Source organism: Streptomyces sp. CBMA152 (genome assembly GCF_014596475.1).
In the GTDB taxonomy this organism is placed as follows: domain Bacteria; phylum Actinomycetota; class Actinomycetes; order Streptomycetales; family Streptomycetaceae; genus Streptomyces.
In genome coordinates this window covers 527,968-548,962 of sequence record NZ_MECJ01000002.1, presented here as the reverse complement: position 1 = coordinate 548,962, position 20,995 = coordinate 527,968, and the positions used below count along the sequence as shown (strand labels likewise).

Genomic DNA, 20,995 nt, shown 5'->3' with positions numbered 1-20,995 from the left:
TCCCCTATGAACGAGGCCCTGCTGAGGAGCCTCACGCCGAGCGTGCTCGCCGTCCTCGTCCGCCGCGGAGCCGACTTCGCGGCGGCCGAGGACGCGGTGCAGGACGCGCTGGTCGAGGCCGTCCGCGTCTGGCCCGCCGACCTGCCGCGCGATGCGAAGGGCTGGCTGGTCACCGTGGCCTGGCGCAAGTTCCTCGACCAGGCCCGGGCGGACACCGCCCGCCGCCGACGCGAGGACCTGGTCGAGGAGGAACCGGCACCCGGGCCCGCGCCCGGCGTGGACGACACACTCCAGCTCTACTTCCTGTGCGCCCACCCGTCACTGACCCCGTCGTCCGCCATCGCGCTCACGCTGCGCGCGGTGGGCGGGCTCACCACCCGCCAGATCGCCCAGGCCTACCTGGTGCCCGAGGCGACCATGGCGCAGCGCATCAGCCGCGCCAAACGCACCGTCTCCGGCATACGGTTCGACCAGCCCGGCGACGTCGCCACCGTGCTGCGCGTCCTCTATCTGGTCTTCAACGAGGGCTACTCCGGCGACATCGACCTCGCCGCCGAGGCCATCCGCCTCACCCGGCAGCTCGCGGCCGCGATCGACCACCCCGAGGTGGCGGGGTTGCTCGCCCTCATGCTGCTCCACCACGCCCGGCGCGCCACCCGCACCGCCCCCGACGGCAGCCTGGTGCCGCTCGCCGAGCAGGACCGCGGCCGATGGGACACCAAGTCGATCGCGGAGGGCGTCGACATCCTGCAAGCCGCCCTCGCCCGCGACCGCCTCGGCGAGTTCCAGGCCCAGGCCGCCATCGCGGCACTCCACGCCGACGCGCTCACCGCCGAGGAGACCGACTGGGTGCAGATCGTCGAGTGGTACGACGAGCTCGTACGCCTCACCGACAGCCCCGTCGTCCGGCTCAACCGCGCGGTCGCCGTGGGCGAGGCCGACGGACCACGCGCCGGTCTCGCGGCCCTCGCGGCCCTGGACGACTCGCTGCCCCGCCACACCGCGGTGGCCGCGTACCTCCACGAGCGCGACGGCGACCTGTCGACGGCGGCACGGCTGTACGCCGAAGCCGCCCTCAAAGCACCCAACCTCGCCGAGCGCGACTACCTGACGCGCCAGGCCGCCCGGCTCAACGCCCACCGGCGCCACTGACCGCCCTGGTGAACCACCACGGATGGTGAGCGCTGCCTCGCCTACGGCAACGTACGCCCGTCAGCGCGTTCGGGCCCCCGCTCAATCCGCCCGCCCGGACTGGGCCGCGCTGTCGCGGTCGGTGACGCGTGTGCTGAAGACCGGCCAGCAGACCTCGGTCCGCCACAACGCGGGGTCCGGGGTGTGGCGTTGGCCGGTCACGTAGTACTCGCGGATCGGGCCGTCGACGGCGAGGGTGTGGCGCGATACGTATGCGGCGAGGGCGCCGTAGGCACGGTCGACCTCGGACGGGGAGCCGCAGTGTTCGATCACGGCGAGCTCCGCCGGGGGCACGAGCAGGGGCTCGACCCGGCCGACCGGCCGGACAGGGCCGTCGCAGGGGACGAAGACGGTGACACGGCCCCGGTGCACGGTGAACAGGTCGTCCTCGTACACGCCGCCGGCATGACCCGTCTCGCGCAACCCCTGGCCCGCCATGGTCGCGAACAGTTCACCCAGGGCGCCCTGGAGCCAGGTCACACCGTCCTGCGCCTCGATCGTCGCCGTGATCGCCGCGGCCGGAACGGCGCCGACGCTGCGCAGTTCGATCGGGGGTGTGTCCTCGGACGCGGGCGGTGTCAGCAGGTCGCGCAGCGACGCGACCGCTCGCTGGGTACGGCCGAGTTCATCCTCCAGCCGCCGCAGGTGGGCGCTGATGTGCTGGTTGCGGGCCTCCACGTCCGACGCGGTCAGTACGGTCCTGATCTCCTCCAGGGGCATCCCGAGGTCCCGGAAGCGTCGTACCACCTGGGCGGTGGGGATCTGCCGGGTCGAGTAGCGCCGGTATCCGGTGTGCGGGTCGACGTCGGCCGGTTCCAGCAGGCCTATCTCGTGGTAGTGGCGCAGGGTCTTGACGGTCATGTGGGTGGCACGCGCGAAGTCGCCGATCGACAGGTAGCTCGTCACCCGTCGATTGTGCGCCCTCCCCCAGGGGGAGAGTTCGGCGGCGCCTTCCCCCTTGCCCTTCCCCCGACGGCCGCCCGGAGTGTGGTGCCCACGCCGGACCCCGGCGAACCACCCACCGAAGCAATGGAGTTGAGCAACCATGACGGCGCAGACCACCGCAACGGATGTGGACCAGATCGTGCAGCGCTACGTCGACGTCTGGAGCGAGCCCGACGCTGCCGCACGCAGGCGAGCCGTCGCCCGGCTCTGGGCCCCGGACGGCGTCGAGTTCATCGAAGGCACCCAGTTCCGCGGCCATGACGAGCTGGTGGACCGGGTCGCGGAGGCGTACGGGTTGTTCGTCGCCTCCGGCGACTACCGCATCGCGGCCGACCACCACGTCACCGTGCACGGTCAAGTCGTCATCTTCACCATCCAGATGACGTACGCCAAGGGCCCGCTGGTCGACGAGGTGGCCTGGGCCGCCCGGGTCTTCCTCGTACTGGACGACGACGGCCGGATCCTGCAGGACTACCACGTGACCGTCCATCCGCTGCCCGCATAAGGCCCCACCACCGGTAGCCCGGGTGGTGCCGCCCCGACCGTACGGGCGGCACCACCCGGCTCACCTCACCAGCGCCTCCAGCATCTGGCGGGGCCGGTGATGGAGGAGAGTCGGCCAACAGCCGTCCTTGGCTCAATAGTTGCGGCGCCGTACTCGCCGGTGCCGGAAGATCAGGAGCCGACGTCTCACCAACCAGCCAAACGTCGGAGACTGAAAGGGAATTGACGACGCCCATGAACATTCCCCATACCCCGATACGCGGGCTGCGCCGAAGCGGCATGCTGGCGGTCGCGCTGGCCGCGACCGCGGCTCTGCTCACACCGGCCTCCGCCCACGCGGCACCCGCATGCGACGCCACCCCGTCGGCACCGCCCGTCCAGGTCGCGCACATCCCCGACTGGGTCGAGTCGATCGCCGTCGACAAGCAGGGCCGGATGTTCGCCACCGCGTACTTCACCGGCCGGGTCTACCGCATCGACGCCCCCGGCAGCACGCCCGTCGCTCTCACCCCGAACGTCGGCGCCAACGGCGGAATCGTCATCCGCGAGGACGGCCAACTGCTCGTCGGTACGGGCAACGACGTCGGGCACTCACTCACCGGTGACGTCTTCCCCACCTCGAAACTGCTGCAGATCGACCCGGAGTCCGGCAAGGTCACCACGTACGCCTCGGGCCTTGGCGGTATCGACGGCGTCGCTCTCGCGCCCGACGGCACCGTCTACACCACGACTGTGGGCGGCCACCACATCGGTCGCGTCACACCGGACGGCCGGGTCGACCCCGCGTGGGCGCAGGTGGCACAGCCGAACGGGATCGCCGTCTCACCCGACGGAGGCCAGGTCTACGTCATCCAGACGACCGTCGCCCCCGGGCTCTACCGCATCCCCGTCAACGACCCGGCACACCCGCAGCGCTGGATCTCCACCAGCCTCTCCGACGCGCTCGCCCTCCCCGACGGACTCACGCTCGACAGCCAAGGACGCCCGCTGATCGCCACCCACACGGCGGGACAGATCTGGCGGGCCCAGGGCGGCACCCTCTGCGCCGTCCAGTCGGGGATGTACCTGTCCACGCAGATCACCTACGGACACGGCGACCACGGGTTCTCGGCGGGCAAGCTCTACCGGTCCGGTGTCGACGGAAAGATCTACGAAGTACCCGCCGGCGCCGAGCCCGCAGCCGGATAGCCGACGAGCCTCGATCACCGTCATACCCAAGTCGGTGGTGACGGCGCGCCCCGGTCGATACCGTACGAGTCCTTCGGCCGTCGGATGGAAACACCGGGCGGGGCGCGTGGGGCGCCGGGCTGAGGGCGTGGGCACGGTTAGGTTGCCCCTGCTGCCTACCTGCCGAAGCCCCTGGAGTGCCATGACTTCCCCCGTCCAGCCCCCAGCGGCCCCGGCAAGGCCGGGTGGGGCACGCCCGGGCCAGGTGCTGCGCAACCCCAAGATCTGGCAGTTCCCCACGGTCATCGTCTCGCTGGCGGTGCTGCTGCTCTCGCTCTTCTACATGGGCGGCGTCGTCAACCCCAACGCGCATCTGCACCGGCTGCCCATCGGCCTGGTCAGCGTCGACCGAGGTGCCGTCCTGGCCGGTCAGCAGACCGACCTCGGCCGCCGGATCACGGACTCCATCGCCTCCGCCCCCGGGAAGCAGGCGTCCTGGCGGCAGTTGGACCAGACCACAGCCCAGCAGCAGTTGGCCTCGGGCAAGCTCTACGGCGTGCTGGAGGTGCCCGAGAACTTCACCGCGGCCGTGGCGGCGCTCCCCAGCGCCGCAGCGGCGACCCCGGCACGGCCCACACTGATCGTCCTCACCAACCCGGGCGTCGGCAGCCTCGCCTCCTCCTTCGCCAGCACCATCAACCAGACGGCCGCGCACCAGGCCTCGCTGCAGCTCGGCAAGACGCTGACCGCGGCCGCTCCCGGCGCGAGCGGCACGGCGCGGCTGCTGCTCGCCGACCCGATCACCGTCGCGGTCAAGGTCGGCCACCCGATCGGCGCGCACAGCGGTCTGGGCCTGACCGCCTTCTACTACACCCTGCTGCTGGTGCTCGCCGGATTCATGGGCGGCAACGTCATCAGCAACGGCGTCGACGTGGGCCTGGGCTACGCGGACAGCGAGATCGGCCCGTGGCACACCCGCCGCCCCGTCGTACCGATCAACCGCAAGCGGACCCTGATCATCAAGTGGGTGATGTCCATCGCGATCGCCGCGCTGACGTCCGGTCTGATCATGCTGGCGTGTGTGGTGATCCTGGGCATCGACGCCTCGCACCTGTGGCTGCTGTGGGTGTTCTCGTTCTGCGCCACCGCCACGGTGGGCCTCGGGACGCAGGCCATCAACGCGGCGTTCGGCGGCATCGGACAGCTCGTCAGCATGTTCGTCTTCATCGTGCTCGCCCTGCCCTCCTCCGGCACGACGATTCCTCTGGAGGCGCTGCCCGGCTTCTACCGCTGGCTCGCCGTGTTCGAACCGATGCGGCAGTTGGGCGGCGGTGTGCGGGCCATCCTGTACTTCGACGCGCGCGCCGAGGCCGGTCTCACCCGCGCCTGGATCATGATCGGCGTGGCGGTGGTACTGACCCTGGCCTTCGGCCTGGCCGCGACCTCGTACTACGACCGCAAGGGTCTGCACCGGATGGTTCCGGAGAACGCGTAGGTGCGTTGCCCGGACAGCGCCAGGAACATCCCGCGACCCGCCGAGGACGGCCAACCACTCCCACTCGTACCGCTGTGCTCACTAAAATGTACGGAAAAATTCAGGCAGCACAGGGGCACATGGGAGCAACACTCGAAAGCACGGGGGGACCATGCAGGGAGACGAACTTCGCTATGCGCTGCTCGGGCCGGTCAAGGTGGTGCGCGGCGCGGGGGAACCCATTCCGCTCACACCACAGCAGCGGGCGATCCTGGCGATACTGCTGGCACGGCGAGGCCGGGCGGTCACGGTCGACGACCTTGTGAACGGTGTGTGGGGGCACACCTCTTCGCAGCGGACGCTGTCCATCCTGCAGAGCCAGATCTTCCAACTGCGCCGCAAGCTGGAGCCCGGTCGGCCACGGCGCGCGCCTGCGACCGTCCTGGCCTCTGCACCCGGCGGCTACCGGCTGCTGACCGGCGAAAACGCCTGTGACATCGACCAGTTCGACCGGTACATCACCGAGGCCGGACAGGCGACCCAGTGCGGTGACCCGGAGGACGCCCGCCGACTCCTGCGCTCAGCGCTCTCCTTATGGCGCGGCGAACCGCTCACCGGTGTACCGGGACCGCATGCCGACAGCCTGCGCAGCGCGCTGATTGAGCAGCGGCTCACCGCGACAGAGTTACGTATCCGACTCGACCTGGAGCTGGGCGCGCACGCCGAGAGCGTCCCGGAGCTGATTCTCCTCGTCGCCGAGCACCCACTGCGCGAGAAGCTGCGGGCCCTGCTGATGCTCGCTCTCTACCGCAGCGGGCGGCAGGCAGAAGCACTCGCCTCGTACGCCGACGGCCGCTCCATACTCGCCGACGAACTCGGCGTGGAGCCGGACGCGGAGCTGAGCGATCTGTACGAGCGGGTGCTGCGGGCCGACCCGTCCCTTGCCGCCGAGCCGTCCCCGGCCGCGACGAGTAGTCCGCTCCCGGAAACGGAGGCGCCGCCGGGTCCCACTTCCGGCACCTCAAGCGCGGACTACCAACACCCCACGCCCGCCCAACTCCCGGCTCCACCCTCGGACTTCACCGGTCGTACGGCCGCCGTCGAGCACCTGCTGGCCGCGCTCGACGCCGATTCCCCGCAGATCGTCGTCTCCGCGATGTCCGGTCTCGGCGGCGTCGGCAAGACCGCGCTCGCCCTGCACGCCGGCCATCGCGTCCGCGAGCGCTACCCGGACGGCCAGCTCCACGTGGACCTCGGCGGTATGTCGGCAGACCCCGTCGAACCGGCGGAGGTCCTGGGCCGGTTCCTGCGCGCCCTCGGCGTCCCATCCGTACCGGACGGTCTCGACGAACGGGCGGCGCTCTACCGCTCCGTACTCACGGGACGCCGTGTCCTGGTACTCCTCGACAACGCGGCCCACCCGGCGCAGGTGAACCCGCTGCTGCCCGGCACTCCGGGCTGCGCCGCCCTGGTGACCAGCCGCGTCAGACTGGCGCTGCCGTCGGCCCAGGCCTTCGAGCTGGACGTCTTCTCGACCGAAGAGGCGATGGCGCTGCTGTCCCGGATCGTCGGCCGGGAACGTATCGCCGCCGAGCCGGAGGCCGCCGCCGAACTGGTCGCCGCCTGCGGTCAACTGCCGCTCGCCGTACGCATCGTGGGCGCGCGCCTCGCCCAGCGCCCCGCCTGGACGGTCGCCTGGCTGGTGGACCGGCTGACCGAGGAGCAGCACAGGCTCGACCAGATCAGGATCGGCGACCTGGCCGTCGACGCGACGTTCCGGCTCAGCTACGACCAGCTGTCGCCCGAGCTCGCGAGGGCGTTCCGCCTCGCCTCGCTCGCCGAGGGCCCGGTGTTCTCGGTGCCGATGGCTGCCGCCCTGCTCGGCAGGGATGAGCGGCAGACCGAGTCGCTGCTCGAACAGCTTGTGGACGTCGGCCTGTTGGAGTCGTCGGGCGAGCGCCGCTACCGCTACCACGACCTGCTGCGTCTGTTCGCACGGGCGCAGGTCGAGGAGGCGGGGGCAGGCGCACAGGGAAGACGGACACCGGAAACAACGAACGAGTCGCAAGCCGACGCCGCCCTCGACCGTCTCATCGACTTCTGCCTGGCCACAGTGCGCGGCGCCTACCGTCTGTCCCGCCCCGGTTGCACCACACCGGAGGCCATGACACCGACGCGCGCGACCCCCGTCCGCTTCGAGCACGCGGCGGCCGGGCAGGAGTGGGTGCGCGATGAGCTCGACACACTGCTCGGGTTATTACGGCAGGCCGCGCGCAGACCGGGCGTACGCATCACACCTGCGGCCGACCTGCTCCTGGCCCTCGACCCGTTCGGCGAAATCGACTTCCTGTGGCCACACTTGAACGGCCCCGCCACCGCACTCGCCGACGCCGCCGCGCTACGCGGTGAACCGTCCGCCGAGATCCGCGCGCGATACATACTGGGCGGCGGACTGTGGCAGGTCTGCCGCCGGGACGAGGGACGCGCACAGGTGAACCGGGCACTGGAGCTGAGCCGCACCACCGGCGACGAAGCGATGCTCGGTCAACTCCTCAATGTGAGCGGCCTGTTGGAGACAACGAGAGCCACCGGCCCCCAGTGTCACGAGGCCGCTCTCGCCCTGCTCCGTGAGGGCGTCGCCGTACACGTCCGGCGCGGCAACCTCTGGGGCGAGCTGGAGACCCGCTACAACACGGCGCACCCCTTACGCCAGTTGGGCCGCCACTCCGAAGCCCTCGACTGCCTCGACAACGCCCTGAACCGCGCGACGCCCCTCGGCTGGACGGCAGTACGCGTATACGTACAGGCGGGCCAGGCCCGCACCCTGGTCCGACTCGGCCGCCCCGCCGAGGCGGTGGCAAGCTACACCGAAGCCCTCCATGGCTGCCGACAGATCGGCTCCGAGCACATGGAACTCCTCGTCGAGCGCGGCCTGGGCGAGGCACTGCACACACTCGGCCGGTACGAACAGGCAGCGGCGCACCTGGAACGCAGCCTCGCGGGCGCACGACGGCTCGGCAACGACCCACTACAGGCCGTCGCTCTGCTAGACCTCGGCACCACGCTGTCCGCAGCGGGCAACACCGAACGCGCGGCGACCTGCCTACGCGCTGCCCACACCCTCCACGTACGCCTGGGCATCCCCATACCGGAACGGCTGGCCACATACGAAGGCTGAGCCCCGCCCGCAGACCGGCCGGTCGCAGCTACGGCTTGCCACCGGCCGTCAGCAGGTGACCACTGACCCCGAGCAACGACGGCTCCGACTCGGTCAGCCTGAGAGCACCCAGGAGCAGTTCGCATCGAGCCGCGTCCTCCAACCACGTACCAACCTCGCCCATCAGCCAGGCAGCACCCTCCACCCCGTACTGGCCAACCGGGGTGAACCCAGCGCGTTCGAGGTCACGTGCGATCTCGGGAGGCTGGTGGAAGTACGCGGTGGTGAAGAGGGCGTTCCCACCCTCGTTGCACAACCGCCCGTCCCGGGCCGCGGCTTCGATCCGGGAACGCCGGGAAGGGTCGAAGTAGCGCTCCCGGTTGAGTGCGTCGTGGAGCCCGGCGAATCGGTTGATCGTGGCGGTGACCAGCAAGCCTCCGGAGCGGAGAACGCGGTACGCCTCGGCCAGCGCGTGCGTACGATCGTCCGCCTCCGCGAGGTGGTAAAGCGGCCCGAGCAGCAGCACCACGTCGAAGGAGTCGTCCGCGAAGGGCAATGCGCGCGCGTCGCCGAGCCGGGCGCGCACGCCTGGCAGCCGTCCGGCCTGCTCGATGTGCAGCGGTACCGGGTCGACCAGGTCCACGACGTGACCGTCCCGTGCCAGCCACTCGGCGTGGACGCCGCTGCCGCCGCCCACATCCAGGATCTTCGCGGGCGCCGACGGCAGCAGCCTGCGCAGCACGTCCTGGGTCCGCAGCAGCTCAAGACGGCGTCTGCCCGCGCGCAGCCGCCCGTCCTCCTTGCCCTGCTGGTAGTAGGCGAGGATCTCCTCGGCCAGCGCAGGCGCGGTCCGGGGTCCTTGCGCAGGATGCGTCATGGCCAAACCCTCGCGGACGCTCCCAATCCCGAGCAACCGAATTCACCGCGCCGCGAGGACGCACCAAGGCACGGCCCGATCCGCTGTCACCGGCCTACGTCGTTCTGCCCTAACGACCGGCCCACACTGCCCTCGGGTACCTGGCCCCGACGTTACGTACCGCGTATGCAGGAGGAGTTGGATTCCCGCGCGGAAAGAAGCCCTCCTTTGCACGACCAGGACAACGCCACATCGACCGGCACCCACAAGGGCCGGACCTCGGCCCGTAAGCCCGCGACCGGGGACAGGACGCCGCTCGGGGGAATCCTCGCCTTGCAGGCCACCGCGGGGAACGCGGCAGCCGTCCAGATGCTTCGGGCGGCCGGCCACTCCTGGGCGCAGGAGCAGCACCAGCACGGCGCCGGATGCGGGCACCAGCAGGTCGGGCAGCCGCAGGTGCAGCGCTCCGCTGTCCACGACGTCCTGCGTTCCGGCGGCCGACCGCTCGACGATACGACCCGTACGGACATGGAGGCCCGGCTCGGCGCGGACTTCTCCGACGTGCGCGTCCACAACGACAGCGCGGCCAAGGCCTCCACCGCCGAAGTGGGCGCCCGCGCCTACACCTCCGGCGTCGCCGAAGGCACCGCTACCGCGCCACGCACAACAGCTCAGCCGCCGACCGTGCAACGGGTGACGATCAAGAAGCCCACGCGGAAGGCCACGACCAGAAAGCGGGCCATTCCCAAGCCGCCGGTGCTCCGCGGCGCGGTCGCGAACGGACCGACCACGGAAGCGGCCGCCAGACGGTCGGCGCAGGACCCCATGACGAAGATCTCCACGCATCTGAGGGCCGCGCTGGTGGCTCTCGGCTGGAGTGCGCTGGGAGCGAATCAGAGCCTCACCCTGCACAAGGCCACACCGGCGGCCGCAGATGCCGCGCCCGGGGACCTCAAGCTCACCGCGAACAAGAGCAACGCTCTCTACGGCAGCAGCCAGAACGTCCGCAGCCCCCGGAAGTACGAGGAGGGCGAGAAGAACAGGCAGGCGCTGCGCTGGATATCGACCATCACGCTCAACTATCTCAAAGCCGCAGAAATGAAGCCCGAAGAGGTACAGGCGGCGATCCACGGCGGCAAGCTGTACATCTCCGCGAACAGGAACGCCCAGAACACCGCACTGTCCGCGCTCGCCACGTCACAGCCGACGGGCAGCGACTTCGTTCGGGCCCTCATAGCCGGAATGACGGACAACCCGACGAAGCGCGAAGCCCGGCACACCAAGAAGGCTACCGACAGGCTCCTCAATCCCGCCGTCCAAGCAGGTGAGATTCCCAAGGAATTCGAAGGAATCATCGCGACGCTCACCGGAAAGCCGGAGATCCCGGCGGGAGTACCCGGCAAGCAGGAAGGGCTCCATGCCGAACGGCGTATCGACGTAGCCCTCAAGCAGAACGACCCGGACTTCGCGGGCATGGGACTGAAGGATCTGATGGGGGCAGGTCCGAAGGTCACGCCCGACATGATCGCCGGCACCAAACGGCCCTGCGTGGCCTGTTACTTCAGTCTCTACCGGGGAACCGGAGCCAGGCCCGGCCCTTATTGGCCCAGCATATCCGCCAATGTCCTCATGGAGAACTACTCCATCGAAGGGGCAGCCGCCCTGGCCAGGGAAATCGACGACGCGGTCACGACGGCCGGGGGTACATTCGCGACCCTGGAGCTTCAGTGCAAGGATCACCAAAACGCCATGCGGCGGGTGAACTGGGCGAACGACACGGATTCCGATTCGGACGCCGAGCCGGCTGCCGCGACGACATCCGCGGCAACCAACTCGATGGACATCGATCAGCCAATGGATATTGACACCAGAGTGTGACGCGTGCGGCCCGCCTGCCGACCGGGTCGACGTAAAGCAACAGCTCGGAAAGCGACGCCTCGGACTGGGCGGGATACGGACCGGCATGGAGTGCCGGTCCGTATCCCGCCCAGTTCTGTGGGCGACCTTCTCGGTCTCAGCCGCCGCTCTTGCGTCGGAACGACTTCTGGCTCGACGCCGGGCCGTGCGCGCCTCGGACCTTCGACGCGTCGGAGTCCGCACCGCGGGCGGCGGCGTCCGCCTGCACGCCGCGCTTGCGCGCCAGGGCCTCACGAAACTTGCGCTTCAGGTCGTACTGGCCGTCTTCGTCCGGCGCCAGGGCGGTGCCCTCGGCCTCGGTCGGCTCCGAACCTTCTTGCGGTGCGTGGTCTGCGGTCATGGTGACCTCCTGGGTTCGGGCAGTGGAACGTACAGCTTGTCATGACGGACACCGCTCCGGGCGCCGGCATCCGCTCATTCCCGCTCGCCGCGCCCCCGCCAGCCGGCGAAAAGGCTCGCACCCACGGCCGTCACAGCCGCGAAGGCCTCCGGCCCAGTGGCGACGTATACGAGGGTCGCCACCCCCAGCAGACAGAGGAGCCCGACCAGGTCGGCCATCCGTTCCCGGACGGGCCGACCCGGACCCGCGTCGCCACTGTTCTCGTTGCTCTTCAGGTTCTCCATGCGCCCAGTGCACCCCGCCGCCAACCGCTTCCCCTCATGGGACGAACGCTGTCGGCAGAAGTCGTACGCCGTGGAACAAGGCCGCACCGGACGGGAATTGACCGGACGACGCCGGACACTCCCCCGGTGTTCGGGCAACTCCGTCGCCGTGCGGCGGGAAGGCACCTAGCCTGGAAACACACCACGTGGCAGGGGGCGGATGTGACCATCACAGACGGCGGGGGCGGGCGTCGGGCGGACGATGAGTTCAGGCGCGCCCTGGCCGTGTTCGCCAAGGATCTGGAGGCGCTGCGCATCGACCACGGGCAGCCCTCCCTGCGGGAGATCGAGAAGAACGCCCCCGTGGCCCGGCCACTGTCGGTCTCCGCCGTCAGCGAGGTACTGAACGGCAAGCGGCTGCCCGGCCGCGACTTCCTCATCGCCCTGGTCCAAACCCTCTGCGCCCACGACGACCCCCGTCGACAGCCCGTGTCGTTGAGCGATCCGCGCCTCGACCCCTGGCGCGTGCGCTGGCGCGAACTCCAGCTCCTCAAGAGCGACGGACGCCGCGCCCAGCTCACGACCGGCGAGCATGCGTCCCCGGACGTGGACGTATTCCCGGACACACCGCGCGACGAAGCCCCGGGCGAGGAAGAGCCGTACGACATCGGGACGTTGGAGGAGCCGTTCCCCGCGACCGGACCCGACGGGCGCCGGATCGTGCGGATCTTCGTCGCCATGCCGGGCTCCACCATGGGCGAACAGGCGATCTGGAGCAGCATCCCGGAGATCAGGCGGAATCTGCTCGAACCCGTCGCCGAGCGCATCGCGCAGAAGATGGGTTGCCACACCGAACTCGTCATCGAGAAGGAGAAGACCGCGACCGGCGCCATCCACCGGTCCATGTTCTCCGAGGCCTTCGACGCCGATGTCTACATCGCGGACCTCAGCAGCGCGAACCCGAACGTCTACCTGGAGCTCGGCGTGCGCTGGGCGCTGCGAGACGGTGTCACCATCCCGATCTGCCAGAACGTCACAGAGGTGCGGTACAACGCCTCGTCCAGCCGGGTCATCCCGTACGGACCGATGCCCGACGAGCTGGAGCACTCGATCCGGCAGATCACCGAGGCGGCCGTCACGGGACTGCAGAGCCCCTGGCGCGTGGACAGCCCGGTCCGTGACGGGTCCGCCTTCATGCTCATCTCCCGGCAGGAGTACGACTTCCTCCAAGAGGAGATGCGCAGGCTGCGCGAACAGCAGGCCGAGGACCTGATCAACGCGGCCCTCGTCGAGACCTCGCAGACGGGCCGCATCGCTCTGCTCCGGGAGGCCGTGACCCGTAACCCGGCCAGTGCGCAGGCCCACTTCGAACTGGGCGTGGTCCTGCGCAAGGAAGGCCGGTACGCGGAGGCCGAGCAACTGCTGCGTACTTCGGTCCGGTTGAAGGACGGTTTCGCTCCGGCCTGGCGTGAACTGGGCCTGACGCTCAGCAAGATGGGAGCCTCGGACGAGGCCGCGATCGAGGCGTTCGACCGTGCCGTCGCCCTCGACGACCAGGACTCCGAGACCTGGGCCACCCTCGGCGGACTCCACCGCAGGCTCGCCCGCCACGGTCGGCCCCCGGGCTCCTTCGACGTCATCCAGCTGGAGCGGTCGCTGAGTTGCTATCAGCGGGCCGGCCTGCTCAGCGGCAACAAACCGTACCCACTGATGAACGTGGCCCGGATCAACCTGCTGCTCGCCGGACTCCGCGGCACGGACACCACCCCCGTCATCCAGCAGTTCCGCAACCTGGAACTGCTGGCCCTCTTCGAAGCCCGTAGTACGGGATGGGCCGACGCGTGGACGCTGTTCGACCTCGCCGACACCATGCTGCTGACCGGTCGGGGCGCGGAGGGCCTGACCGAGCTGCGCAAGGCGGTCGCCCTCATCCCGCCCGAGGAGCGTCAAGCGGTGCTGACCTCGGTGATCGAGCCCCTTCAGGACATGCTGTCCATCAGCGGCCTGCTCGCCCCCGAGGCGGCCGACGCGGTGCAGGGGGCCATCGAGGAGTGCCAACGGTCCCTGCCGTCACTCGGCTGAACCAGTGACCGCCTGCCCCGGCAACTCCGGCAGCCGGGGGTCCGGCGGCCGGAGTGCGACCGAGTACGTTCAGCGGTCCGAGGTGGGACGCCTTACGGCGCGGTGACCTCGCGCGTCAGCTTCGACTGCCAGGGACACCACGTCGACTTGGGCAGCAGGGCGCCACCCACTTCGCTCAGGTGATTGTTGACGTAGGAGATGCTCGCGTCGCACACCTCCATGGCCATGGAGAAAAACTTCACGGAGTCGGGGGCGAGTTGGTACTTCCAGGGCTGGTTGTACGAGGCGGGCGTCTTGACGACCGTGCCCATGACGCTGCGGTTCTCCGTGTCCACGCCGCTCAGGATGTCGCGCGCCTGCTGGATACGGGCGGGGTCGGTGAGCTTGAAGACGAACTTGTCGTGGCCGTCGGTGAACTCGAAGTAGGCCGCCGACGCGGTCGCGGAACCGGCGCCGTTCTGCGCCGCCTGTGCGGGCTGGGCTAACGCCAGCGCGAACAGCGAAACCGCCGCGAGACTACCGACCTTGGTGATGGTCCGTCGCATGACTGAAACCTCCAGTGTTGGGCGGGTCGCGTCCACGACCCGTCTGCGGCGAACGTAATCCGGAAGTTAATGAAATGGCCTGCTAATCCCCAATAGGGCCCCATGTAACTATCAATAGTGCACCAAGGGACATCCAGGATTGCCCTAAAGACTCCCGGAAGCGTCCCGGGATCGATCGCAACGGCGGCGGGCCGCGATCTCCAGGGAAGCGTGGATCAGCGGCACAGAGCCGTGTCCACGACACGCTCCACGTGCTTCATGGCCGCCTTGTCGCTCGGCTGGGTGGTCACCGCGATGTTGACGGCGCGGCCGCGTTCAGTGACGCCGCCCCGGGTCTCGTATCCCGTCATGCTTCCGCCGTGGCCCCAGTAGACGCCGCCGCACGACAGTGGCGTACTGACCAGCCCGAGTCCGTAGCGGGCGCCGGGGGCGAAGGGCTCTCCGGCCGGGACGGTGGTGCGCATCTCGGCGAGCTGGGCCCGCGGGAGGAGGCCGCCGGTCATGAGCTCGGTGAAGAACCGGTTGAGGTCGGAGTTGGTGGAGATCATCTGGCCTGCCGACCAGGCCCAGGAGGGGTCGAATTCCGTGACGTCGAGCGGGGCGCCTGCCGCATCGCGGTCGTAGCCCTTGGGGTGGGGCTCGCGGATGGTCGCGTCACCGGGGGCGGGGAAGTAGGTGTGGCGCAGCCCGATGCGCTGGACGATCCGGCGGTCGATCTCCTCCGCGACGGGGTGGCCGGTGACCTTCTCGATGATCAGGCCGGCCAGCACGTAGTTGGTGTTGCTGTACTCCCACTTCTCGCCGGGGTCGAAGTGGGACTTGTGTTGGAGGGCGAGGTCGAGGAGGTCGCGGGGCTCGTAGTACCGGACGTCGTCGCTGAGATAGGGGGTGTAGTTGGGAAGTCCGCTGGTCTGCTGGAGCAACTGACGGACCTTGATGTGCCCTCCGTCGATACCCTCCCCACGTACGAGACCAGGCAGATACCTGTCGACCGTGGCATCGAGGTCGATCTTCCCTTCACCGACCAGTTGCAGCACGACCACCGCGGTGAACGCCTTGGTGTTGCTGCCGATCCGCACCTGCCCGTCCCTGGGCACCTTCGCACCGGTGGCCAGGTCGCCCACCCCTGCGGTGTACGTACGGGTGTGACCCTGACGGTCCTGGACGCTCGCCAGTGCGGCGGGCAGGCCGTCGGTGTGCACCAGCGCGTTCAGACCCTGCTGGACCGTGTCCGGCCTCGGGGCGGCGAACGCGGCGGGCGGCGCCAGCACACCCATCGTCATGACGCCGACGGCCACCGCGGCCGCAGCCGGTACGACTCCGCGCCGACCACTCCGCCCTCGCCCGGACGAACGAAACCTCTGCCAAACCTGCTCACTCACGGGCCAACTCCTAGGCATACCTGGGGAAAGCAGCGGAAACTGCTGGTCCCAAGCATGTCCGGATGCGACCGGCCGGAGCGATCCTGCCACCCACCCCGCTCCAGGTAGGGCTACCCCCCGGTGCGGGGTGGGGACGCGGCTCAGCCCTACCTTCGCCAGAACAGGTGATGCGTCACACCACTCGGGCTGGGCACGACCTCCAGGTGGAACCGGTCGAGCAGTTCATCGGGTGACTTCCAGAGTCGTGCCCCGGATCCGATCCGCACCTGCGAGACCACCACATGCAGGGTGTCGACGAGGTCGGCGTCGAGGAACTCCCGGATAGTGGTGGCACCGCCGCCCAGCCGGACGTCCTTGCCCTGCGCGGCCTCCCGCGCCTGTGCGAGGACGGTGGCCGGATCGCCGTCGACGAAGTGGAAGGTGGTGTCGGAGAGCGTGAACGAAGGACGCTTGTGGTGCGTCATGACGAACACCGGGGTGTGGAAGGGCGGTTCGGCACCCCACCAGCCGCGCCAGTCATGGTCCTGCCACGGCCCGCGCTGGGGTCCGAACTTGTTACGGCCCATGATCTCGGCGCCGATGTTGCGCGGGAAGTCCCGAGTGAAGTAGTCGTCGAGGCCCCGGCTTCCCCCGGGATCGGTCCGCATCGGCCAGCTCGCCGTGGCACCGGCCCAGGTGAACATCTCCCCGGGATCGGCATCACCGAACGGCCTCTCCAGACTCTGGTTCTCACCGGCACCGAACCCGTCCGACGACACAGTGAAGTTCTGCACCCTCAGCAGCTGACCCACGTCGTTCCTCCTGTTGTTGTCGACAACACAACAGTGAGACTGCCGGGCCGGAGAAAACTCATCGCCGCAACCGCGACCGGCCAGGAGCCGGGGCTACCCGGTGTCCTGGCCGGGGTGGTGGGACGGGTTTGGGTCCGGTGTTGTGGCGAGGTTCCTACGGTGCGATGTCAGCCGCCGCCGAATTCAGGAGCTCCGATGGTGTACAGGAGCAGGGCGAAGGTAGCCAGGGCGAACAGCACCGTCATGAGGCGCTGCACACCGATTGTTCGGATCACGTCGGACTCCTCCTACGGTGAGGTATCAGCCACCGGTCCAATCGCCGGGCGCTCCGATGGTGTAGAGCAGCAGGCCGAAGGTGGCCACGGTGAACAGCGCGGTCATCAAGCGCCGCGCAGTGGTGGTTTGAGTCATGGTCGGACTTCCCCTTCTGGTGTGGTGATCAGCCGCCGGACCAATCGGGGGCTCCGATGGCGTACAGGAGCAGGCCGAAGGTAGCCACGGTGAACAGCGCCGCTATCAGGCGCTGCGCACTGATTGTTCGGGTCACGTCAATCTCCTTCTACGGTGAGGCGTCAGCCGCCGGTCATCTCGCCAGGAGCTCCGATGGTGTACAGGAGCAGGGCGATGGTCGCCAGGGTGAACAGTGCCGTCATCAGGCGCCGTACGTTGATGGTTTGAGTCATGTCTCCCCTCCGGGGTGTGCCGCGGTACGGGTTGGTGCATGGCTGCGGCGATGACGGCGGCGGCTCCCAGGGTGATGAGGATGTCGCCGACGCTGATGACCGCATGCAGTGGGGGTACGGGGATGATGTCGCCGAGGAAGGACAGCCGGCTGTCGTGTGCGGCGGCGATGTTCTTGGCCGTCTTCGACCCCGGTGGGATGCCCGCGGTGGCGGCCGCCGAGGGCGAGTAGGGCATCCGCCCGTTGAGCGCGATCGCCACGCCGTTCAGCAGCCCGCCCACCAGGGCGGTCGACGCGGCGGTCTTCAGTACGCGGCTCCGCCCCCGCAGGTTCACGAGCAGCCACCCCAACGCCATCGCGAAGGTCGCGCCCAGCAGCACGCTGCGGAGTACCTGGCCCGGCCGACCGTCGAGGCGGTCGGTGGCGTACTCGGCCACCTGGGCCGCGCCGGCGAGCCACACCAGCCATAGTGCCCGCAGCCGGGTGGCGACCAGTCCGCCCAGTCGGCCGCCGCTCGCATACCCTGCCGCCACACCGACGATCGCCGGGAACCCGAAGAGCAGCACGGCCTGGCCGCTCATCGCGGTGCCCGCCGCGTACGTGTGTGTCTCATGCGGAGCACGAGGTGGGTCATGCGGTGATGGCGGGTGCCACGTGGGGATGCACGAGTGCGGCTGTGCCGCGCGCGACAGGCCGTTTCAGGCTCATCAGGTGCTCCTCCCCGCGCCCGGCCCCGCGCCGGTGCGCCGCTCGCCTTGCCAAGCGCCTGGGCGGAAACCACCCGGCGTGGCGACTTTAGGACCGCCACCGAATGTCTGGCAATGCATGCGCGAGGGTTGGGACGAGTTTGGACGGGCCGGGACGATTTTGGACACCGATCCATGGTCCAGCGGCGCTGAGCCCCTGCTTTCGCGTCACTCGATCGTGATCGTGAGCCCGGTGCCCGCGGCCTGAACCGACACGGCGGTGAGGTCGGCCACGATCGCGTCGGCGTCGAGGTCGGCCGCACTGTGCGTCGTGGTCAGAGCGATGGTCTTCATACCCGCCGCCCGCCCCGCGGTCAGTCCGGCGGGTGCGTCCTCGACGACGACGCAGCGGGCCGGGTCGACGCCGAGTTGCTGGGCGGCGAGGAGGAACGGCTCGGGGTGCGGCTTGTGGTGGGTGATGTCGTCGATGGTGATGAGGAACTTGGGGTGGATCCCGGCCTGGGCGAGACGGGCCTCGGCCACCCGCCGGGTCCCGGACGTCACCACGGCCCAGCGATCCACGGGCAGCTCCGCCAGGAGCTCGGCGGCACCGGGAACCGGTACGACGCCACCCCCGACCGCGTCGGCGACCTCCGCGTCCTCCAGTCGCGCGACCGCTTCGGCCACCAGATGCGCGGGCAGGAGGTCGGCGACGATCGCGGCGGCCGGGCGGCCGTGCACCTCGACGCGGGTGACGTCGGCGAGAGTCATCCCGTACGACTCGGCCCACCGCGTCCAGGCGCGCACGACAGAGCGCATGGTTGATACGAGTGTTTCGTCGCTGTCGAAAAGGATGGCGTCGGCCGAGAAGTGCATGGTGGGGAGCCTATCGCCCCGCGCTTCCGCGACAGCGCCGCACCTGCGGAAGCCCGCGGTAGGTCTAGGGGTGGTAGAGGGCGCGGGCGTGCACCGCATCAACAGGAGCGTCCTCGTCGAGAGGCAGGAAGTAGTTCACCTGCCACGCCTGCGTACTGCCTGCCTGACGGTTGGTCGTGGTCACCCACGGCGGATACACGCGGAAGCCACGCTTCCCGCCGGAGCCGTTACGCGACACGACGCCGCGCTCGCACAACACCTCACGCGGGAACACGAACTGCCCGAAGTGACCGCCGTCGCGGCTGCTGATGACGAAGAGATCAACCCCGTCAGCGGCATCGAAGGGCCGGATCGGACCTTCTGCGGACCGCTGCCACACGGTGACGAACTGGCCGACCTTCGTCGGGGTGGTCTTGCCCACGCGGAACCTGACCGACAACCCGTCGAGCGTGAACCCGTAAGCCGCGTACTCCGCGCTCTCGGGCTCGGGCACCGGCTGCGAGCAGACAAACCCACTCGGGTCGTACACCAGCGCCTTCGCCGCCAGCAGATCACCGGGAAGCCCCGCCCAGGGCTGATTCGTCACCATACGCACATCCTGCCATCACGCCCGCCACGCACTCCCGGGTGACCGCGGTCGCGCAGGGCTAGGACCAGATGTTGATGTCGACGGAGGACGTGATCGAGTTCCGGTCCTCGATGCTGCTGATCTTCACATGTGCTCTCCCTTGTCGGGCAGTGGCTGGCTGGTCGTCCGACGGCTGTGCTCGACGAGCCCGCTCCATTCGCCCCCTCCCCCGAGCGGGGCGAATGGCTGCGGGTTCGTGAGCCTGTCGGACATGAGGTGGTCTTCAGATGGCCTTGAAGGTGGAGCTCCGATCCGCCCGGTGGCCCGGTGACCTGGTGCAACCGTCGCAGTCCCACCTCACCGGCTGCCAGCTATGAGGCCGTGGGCCTAATAGCGGCGAACACCCGCGAAACACGACGGAGGGTGGCATGCTGCCCTCGGGCCATCGCGACGATCACCACGCCGACCGAGGGAGACTCCGTGCTGGAACTGGCCTTCACCGTCGAGGACTTGGCCCGCACACGGTTCGCCACCTCGCCGCTGGACCATGTGATCTGCGGAATGGTCCCGCAGGAATGCCCGCACTACGCCGGTTCGACGACGCGCGACCGTTGGTGGCGGCGCGTGCGCGCACACGTGCCGCAGGCGGCCGGGCCGTTGATGGAGCTCTGCGCCGTGAGCCCCACCGGCCTGCCGGACTTCCTGAGCGCGCAGATCGATGTCGAACACCGGCGTATCGGCGACGAACTCGACGCCATCCGCAGCGTGCCGGACGGACAGGTCCGCGCGGACCTGTCCGCCGCCTATGGCCACCTCTACGACCCAGAGGACACCGACGGTCGTACCGGCAACAGAGGAGCCGAACCACCCCGAATCGTCAGGGAGTTGTACGACGCGGGAAGCGACGGGCTACGACGCCTGACCCATGCGGCCCGGGCGTTGTACACCCGGTGTCTGGCTCCCGACTGGCCGGACATCCAACGGCAGTTACGGGCCGACATCTCCCGTCGGATGCACACCTGCGCCCAGCGGGGTGTCGGTGAACTCCTGGAAAGCGTGCACCCCCGGCTCAGCTGGAACGAGGCAGGCCTCCTGCGATACTCCGAGGCTCCCTGGCACGGCGAGAACACCTTCACGCTGGGCGGTTACGGCCTGGAACTCCGCCCCTCGATCTTCCTCGAAGGCGGGATAGGTTTCTTCCTCCCGCAGGGGCGTCAACCGGTGCTGTTCCACCCGGTGGGCCCGTGGCCCGGGCTCGATCGGACCGCGCCGGGACCGGACGGGCTCGCCACACTGATCGGCCCCGCGCGGGCCCGGGCCCTGCGCGCGATCGGCCGGGGCCCGTGCACCACCAAGGAACTCGCCGACCGGCTGAGCATCACTGCGCCCTCGGTCTCCGCGCACACCAATGCGCTGCGGACGGCCGGAACCATCACCACCGAACGCCACGGCCGCGAGGTCCACCACACCCTCACCCGCCTCGGCCACGACCTCCTCACCACGAACCCCGAACCGGCCGGGATCACCGCACGCACTGAGAATTGACATCAAGCAGCCCGGCGCCGACGG

General features: G+C 69.4%; 18 protein-coding genes. 8 read left to right on the top strand and 10 right to left on the bottom strand.

Translation table 11 applies throughout. From position 1 onward, the window contains the following. Window positions 1-6: 6 nt before the first annotated feature. Entirely contained in the window at window positions 7-1,152 is a 1,146-nt protein-coding gene (locus BG418_RS03400; RefSeq protein WP_188272326.1) for an RNA polymerase sigma factor, read from the top strand. An 81-nt stretch (window positions 1,153-1,233) separates the two neighbouring features. Here the strand turns inward: BG418_RS03400 and BG418_RS03395 are convergent, their stop codons facing one another. Continuing rightward, on the bottom strand, window positions 1,234-2,097 hold the full coding sequence (locus BG418_RS03395; RefSeq protein WP_188272119.1) for a MerR family transcriptional regulator: 864 nt from the start codon (window positions 2,095-2,097) through the stop codon (window positions 1,234-1,236). A 139-nt stretch (window positions 2,098-2,236) separates the two neighbouring features. On the opposite strand from BG418_RS03395, the gene BG418_RS03390 reads away from it, so the two are divergent. From BG418_RS03390 to BG418_RS03375, 4 genes are all read left to right on the top strand, one after another. Continuing rightward, window positions 2,237-2,641, top strand: a complete 405-nt coding sequence (locus tag BG418_RS03390; RefSeq protein WP_188272118.1) for a nuclear transport factor 2 family protein — start codon at window positions 2,237-2,239, stop codon at window positions 2,639-2,641. A gap of 233 nt (window positions 2,642-2,874) precedes the next feature. Beyond that, the gene (locus tag BG418_RS03385; protein ID WP_188272117.1) at window positions 2,875-3,828 is read left to right on the top strand and encodes an SMP-30/gluconolactonase/LRE family protein; all 954 of its coding nucleotides are present in this window, start codon (window positions 2,875-2,877) and stop codon (window positions 3,826-3,828) included. A 181-nt stretch (window positions 3,829-4,009) separates the two neighbouring features. Further along, window positions 4,010-5,302, top strand: a complete 1,293-nt coding sequence (locus tag BG418_RS03380) for a YhgE/Pip domain-containing protein (protein ID WP_188272116.1) — start codon at window positions 4,010-4,012, stop codon at window positions 5,300-5,302. Between the two features lie 151 nt (window positions 5,303-5,453). Then, entirely contained in the window at window positions 5,454-8,459 is a 3,006-nt protein-coding gene (locus tag BG418_RS03375) for a BTAD domain-containing putative transcriptional regulator (protein WP_188272115.1), read from the top strand. A 28-nt stretch (window positions 8,460-8,487) separates the two neighbouring features. Here BG418_RS03375 and BG418_RS03370 read toward each other — a convergent pair whose 3' ends face one another. Continuing rightward, entirely contained in the window at window positions 8,488-9,315 is an 828-nt protein-coding gene (locus BG418_RS03370) for a class I SAM-dependent methyltransferase (protein WP_188272114.1), read from the bottom strand. Between the two features lie 165 nt (window positions 9,316-9,480). Between BG418_RS03370 and BG418_RS03365 the strand changes: the two genes are divergently transcribed. Further along, window positions 9,481-11,172, top strand: coding sequence for a DUF4157 domain-containing protein (locus BG418_RS03365; protein WP_188272113.1), 1,692 nt, complete (start codon window positions 9,481-9,483; stop codon window positions 11,170-11,172). Between the two features lie 136 nt (window positions 11,173-11,308). Here BG418_RS03365 and BG418_RS03360 read toward each other — a convergent pair whose 3' ends face one another. Both BG418_RS03360 and BG418_RS03355 read right to left on the bottom strand, forming a co-directional pair. Continuing rightward, window positions 11,309-11,551, bottom strand: coding sequence for a DUF5302 domain-containing protein (locus BG418_RS03360; protein ID WP_188272112.1), 243 nt, complete (start codon window positions 11,549-11,551; stop codon window positions 11,309-11,311). A gap of 74 nt (window positions 11,552-11,625) precedes the next feature. Beyond that, entirely contained in the window at window positions 11,626-11,835 is a 210-nt protein-coding gene (locus BG418_RS03355; protein WP_188272111.1) for a hypothetical protein, read from the bottom strand. 201 nt (window positions 11,836-12,036) lie between these two features. Here BG418_RS03355 and BG418_RS03350 point away from each other — a divergent pair, with 201 nt between their 5' ends. Continuing rightward, on the top strand, window positions 12,037-13,896 hold the full coding sequence (locus tag BG418_RS03350) for a tetratricopeptide repeat-containing protein (RefSeq protein ID WP_188272110.1): 1,860 nt from the start codon (window positions 12,037-12,039) through the stop codon (window positions 13,894-13,896). A 92-nt stretch (window positions 13,897-13,988) separates the two neighbouring features. Here the strand turns inward: BG418_RS03350 and BG418_RS03345 are convergent, their stop codons facing one another. The 6 genes from BG418_RS03345 to BG418_RS03320 form a co-directional block, all read right to left on the bottom strand. Then, complete coding sequence (locus tag BG418_RS03345) at window positions 13,989-14,441, bottom strand: calmodulin-binding protein (protein WP_188272109.1); 453 nt, start codon at window positions 14,439-14,441, stop codon at window positions 13,989-13,991. A gap of 215 nt (window positions 14,442-14,656) precedes the next feature. Further along, complete coding sequence (locus tag BG418_RS03340; RefSeq protein WP_223184323.1) at window positions 14,657-15,724, bottom strand: serine hydrolase; 1,068 nt, start codon at window positions 15,722-15,724, stop codon at window positions 14,657-14,659. 245 nt (window positions 15,725-15,969) lie between these two features. Then, a complete protein-coding gene (locus BG418_RS03335) occupies window positions 15,970-16,614 on the bottom strand; it encodes a dihydrofolate reductase family protein (RefSeq protein ID WP_188272107.1) in 645 nt (214 codons plus the stop codon). Window positions 16,615-17,157: 543 nt separating this feature from the next. Further along, complete coding sequence (locus tag BG418_RS03330; protein ID WP_188272106.1) at window positions 17,158-17,877, bottom strand: DUF5317 family protein; 720 nt, start codon at window positions 17,875-17,877, stop codon at window positions 17,158-17,160. Window positions 17,878-18,210: 333 nt separating this feature from the next. Next, window positions 18,211-18,858, bottom strand: coding sequence for an HAD-IA family hydrolase (locus BG418_RS03325; protein WP_188272105.1), 648 nt, complete (start codon window positions 18,856-18,858; stop codon window positions 18,211-18,213). Between the two features lie 64 nt (window positions 18,859-18,922). Then, on the bottom strand, window positions 18,923-19,447 hold the full coding sequence (locus BG418_RS03320) for a MepB family protein (RefSeq protein ID WP_188272104.1): 525 nt from the start codon (window positions 19,445-19,447) through the stop codon (window positions 18,923-18,925). 459 nt (window positions 19,448-19,906) lie between these two features. On the opposite strand from BG418_RS03320, the gene BG418_RS03315 reads away from it, so the two are divergent. After that, window positions 19,907-20,971, top strand: coding sequence for a helix-turn-helix transcriptional regulator (locus BG418_RS03315; RefSeq protein ID WP_188272103.1), 1,065 nt, complete (start codon window positions 19,907-19,909; stop codon window positions 20,969-20,971). The last annotated feature ends 24 nt before the right edge of the window (window positions 20,972-20,995 follow it).

What these genes read in the sequence shown, in the direction of transcription:
- BG418_RS03330 (WP_188272106.1), bottom strand. Translation starts at nt 17,877, where the DNA reads ATGAGCGGCCAGGCCGTGCTGCTCTTCGGGTTCCCGGCGATCGTCGGT.
- BG418_RS03325 (WP_188272105.1), bottom strand. Translation starts at nt 18,858, where the DNA reads ATGCACTTCTCGGCCGACGCCATCCTTTTCGACAGCGACGAAACACTC.
- BG418_RS03365 (WP_188272113.1), top strand. Translation starts at nt 9,481, where the DNA reads ATGCAGGAGGAGTTGGATTCCCGCGCGGAAAGAAGCCCTCCTTTGCAC.
- BG418_RS03340 (WP_223184323.1), bottom strand. Translation starts at nt 15,724, where the DNA reads ATGACGATGGGTGTGCTGGCGCCGCCCGCCGCGTTCGCCGCCCCGAGG.
- BG418_RS03385 (WP_188272117.1), top strand. Translation starts at nt 2,875, where the DNA reads ATGAACATTCCCCATACCCCGATACGCGGGCTGCGCCGAAGCGGCATG.
- BG418_RS03370 (WP_188272114.1), bottom strand. Translation starts at nt 9,315, where the DNA reads ATGACGCATCCTGCGCAAGGACCCCGGACCGCGCCTGCGCTGGCCGAG.
- BG418_RS03320 (WP_188272104.1), bottom strand. Translation starts at nt 19,447, where the DNA reads ATGGTGACGAATCAGCCCTGGGCGGGGCTTCCCGGTGATCTGCTGGCG.
- BG418_RS03355 (WP_188272111.1), bottom strand. Translation starts at nt 11,835, where the DNA reads ATGGAGAACCTGAAGAGCAACGAGAACAGTGGCGACGCGGGTCCGGGT.
- BG418_RS03390 (WP_188272118.1), top strand. Translation starts at nt 2,237, where the DNA reads ATGACGGCGCAGACCACCGCAACGGATGTGGACCAGATCGTGCAGCGC.
- BG418_RS03345 (WP_188272109.1), bottom strand. Translation starts at nt 14,441, where the DNA reads ATGCGACGGACCATCACCAAGGTCGGTAGTCTCGCGGCGGTTTCGCTG.
- BG418_RS03400 (WP_188272326.1), top strand. Translation starts at nt 7, where the DNA reads ATGAACGAGGCCCTGCTGAGGAGCCTCACGCCGAGCGTGCTCGCCGTC.
- BG418_RS03375 (WP_188272115.1), top strand. Translation starts at nt 5,454, where the DNA reads ATGCAGGGAGACGAACTTCGCTATGCGCTGCTCGGGCCGGTCAAGGTG.
- BG418_RS03380 (WP_188272116.1), top strand. Translation starts at nt 4,010, where the DNA reads ATGACTTCCCCCGTCCAGCCCCCAGCGGCCCCGGCAAGGCCGGGTGGG.
- BG418_RS03360 (WP_188272112.1), bottom strand. Translation starts at nt 11,551, where the DNA reads ATGACCGCAGACCACGCACCGCAAGAAGGTTCGGAGCCGACCGAGGCC.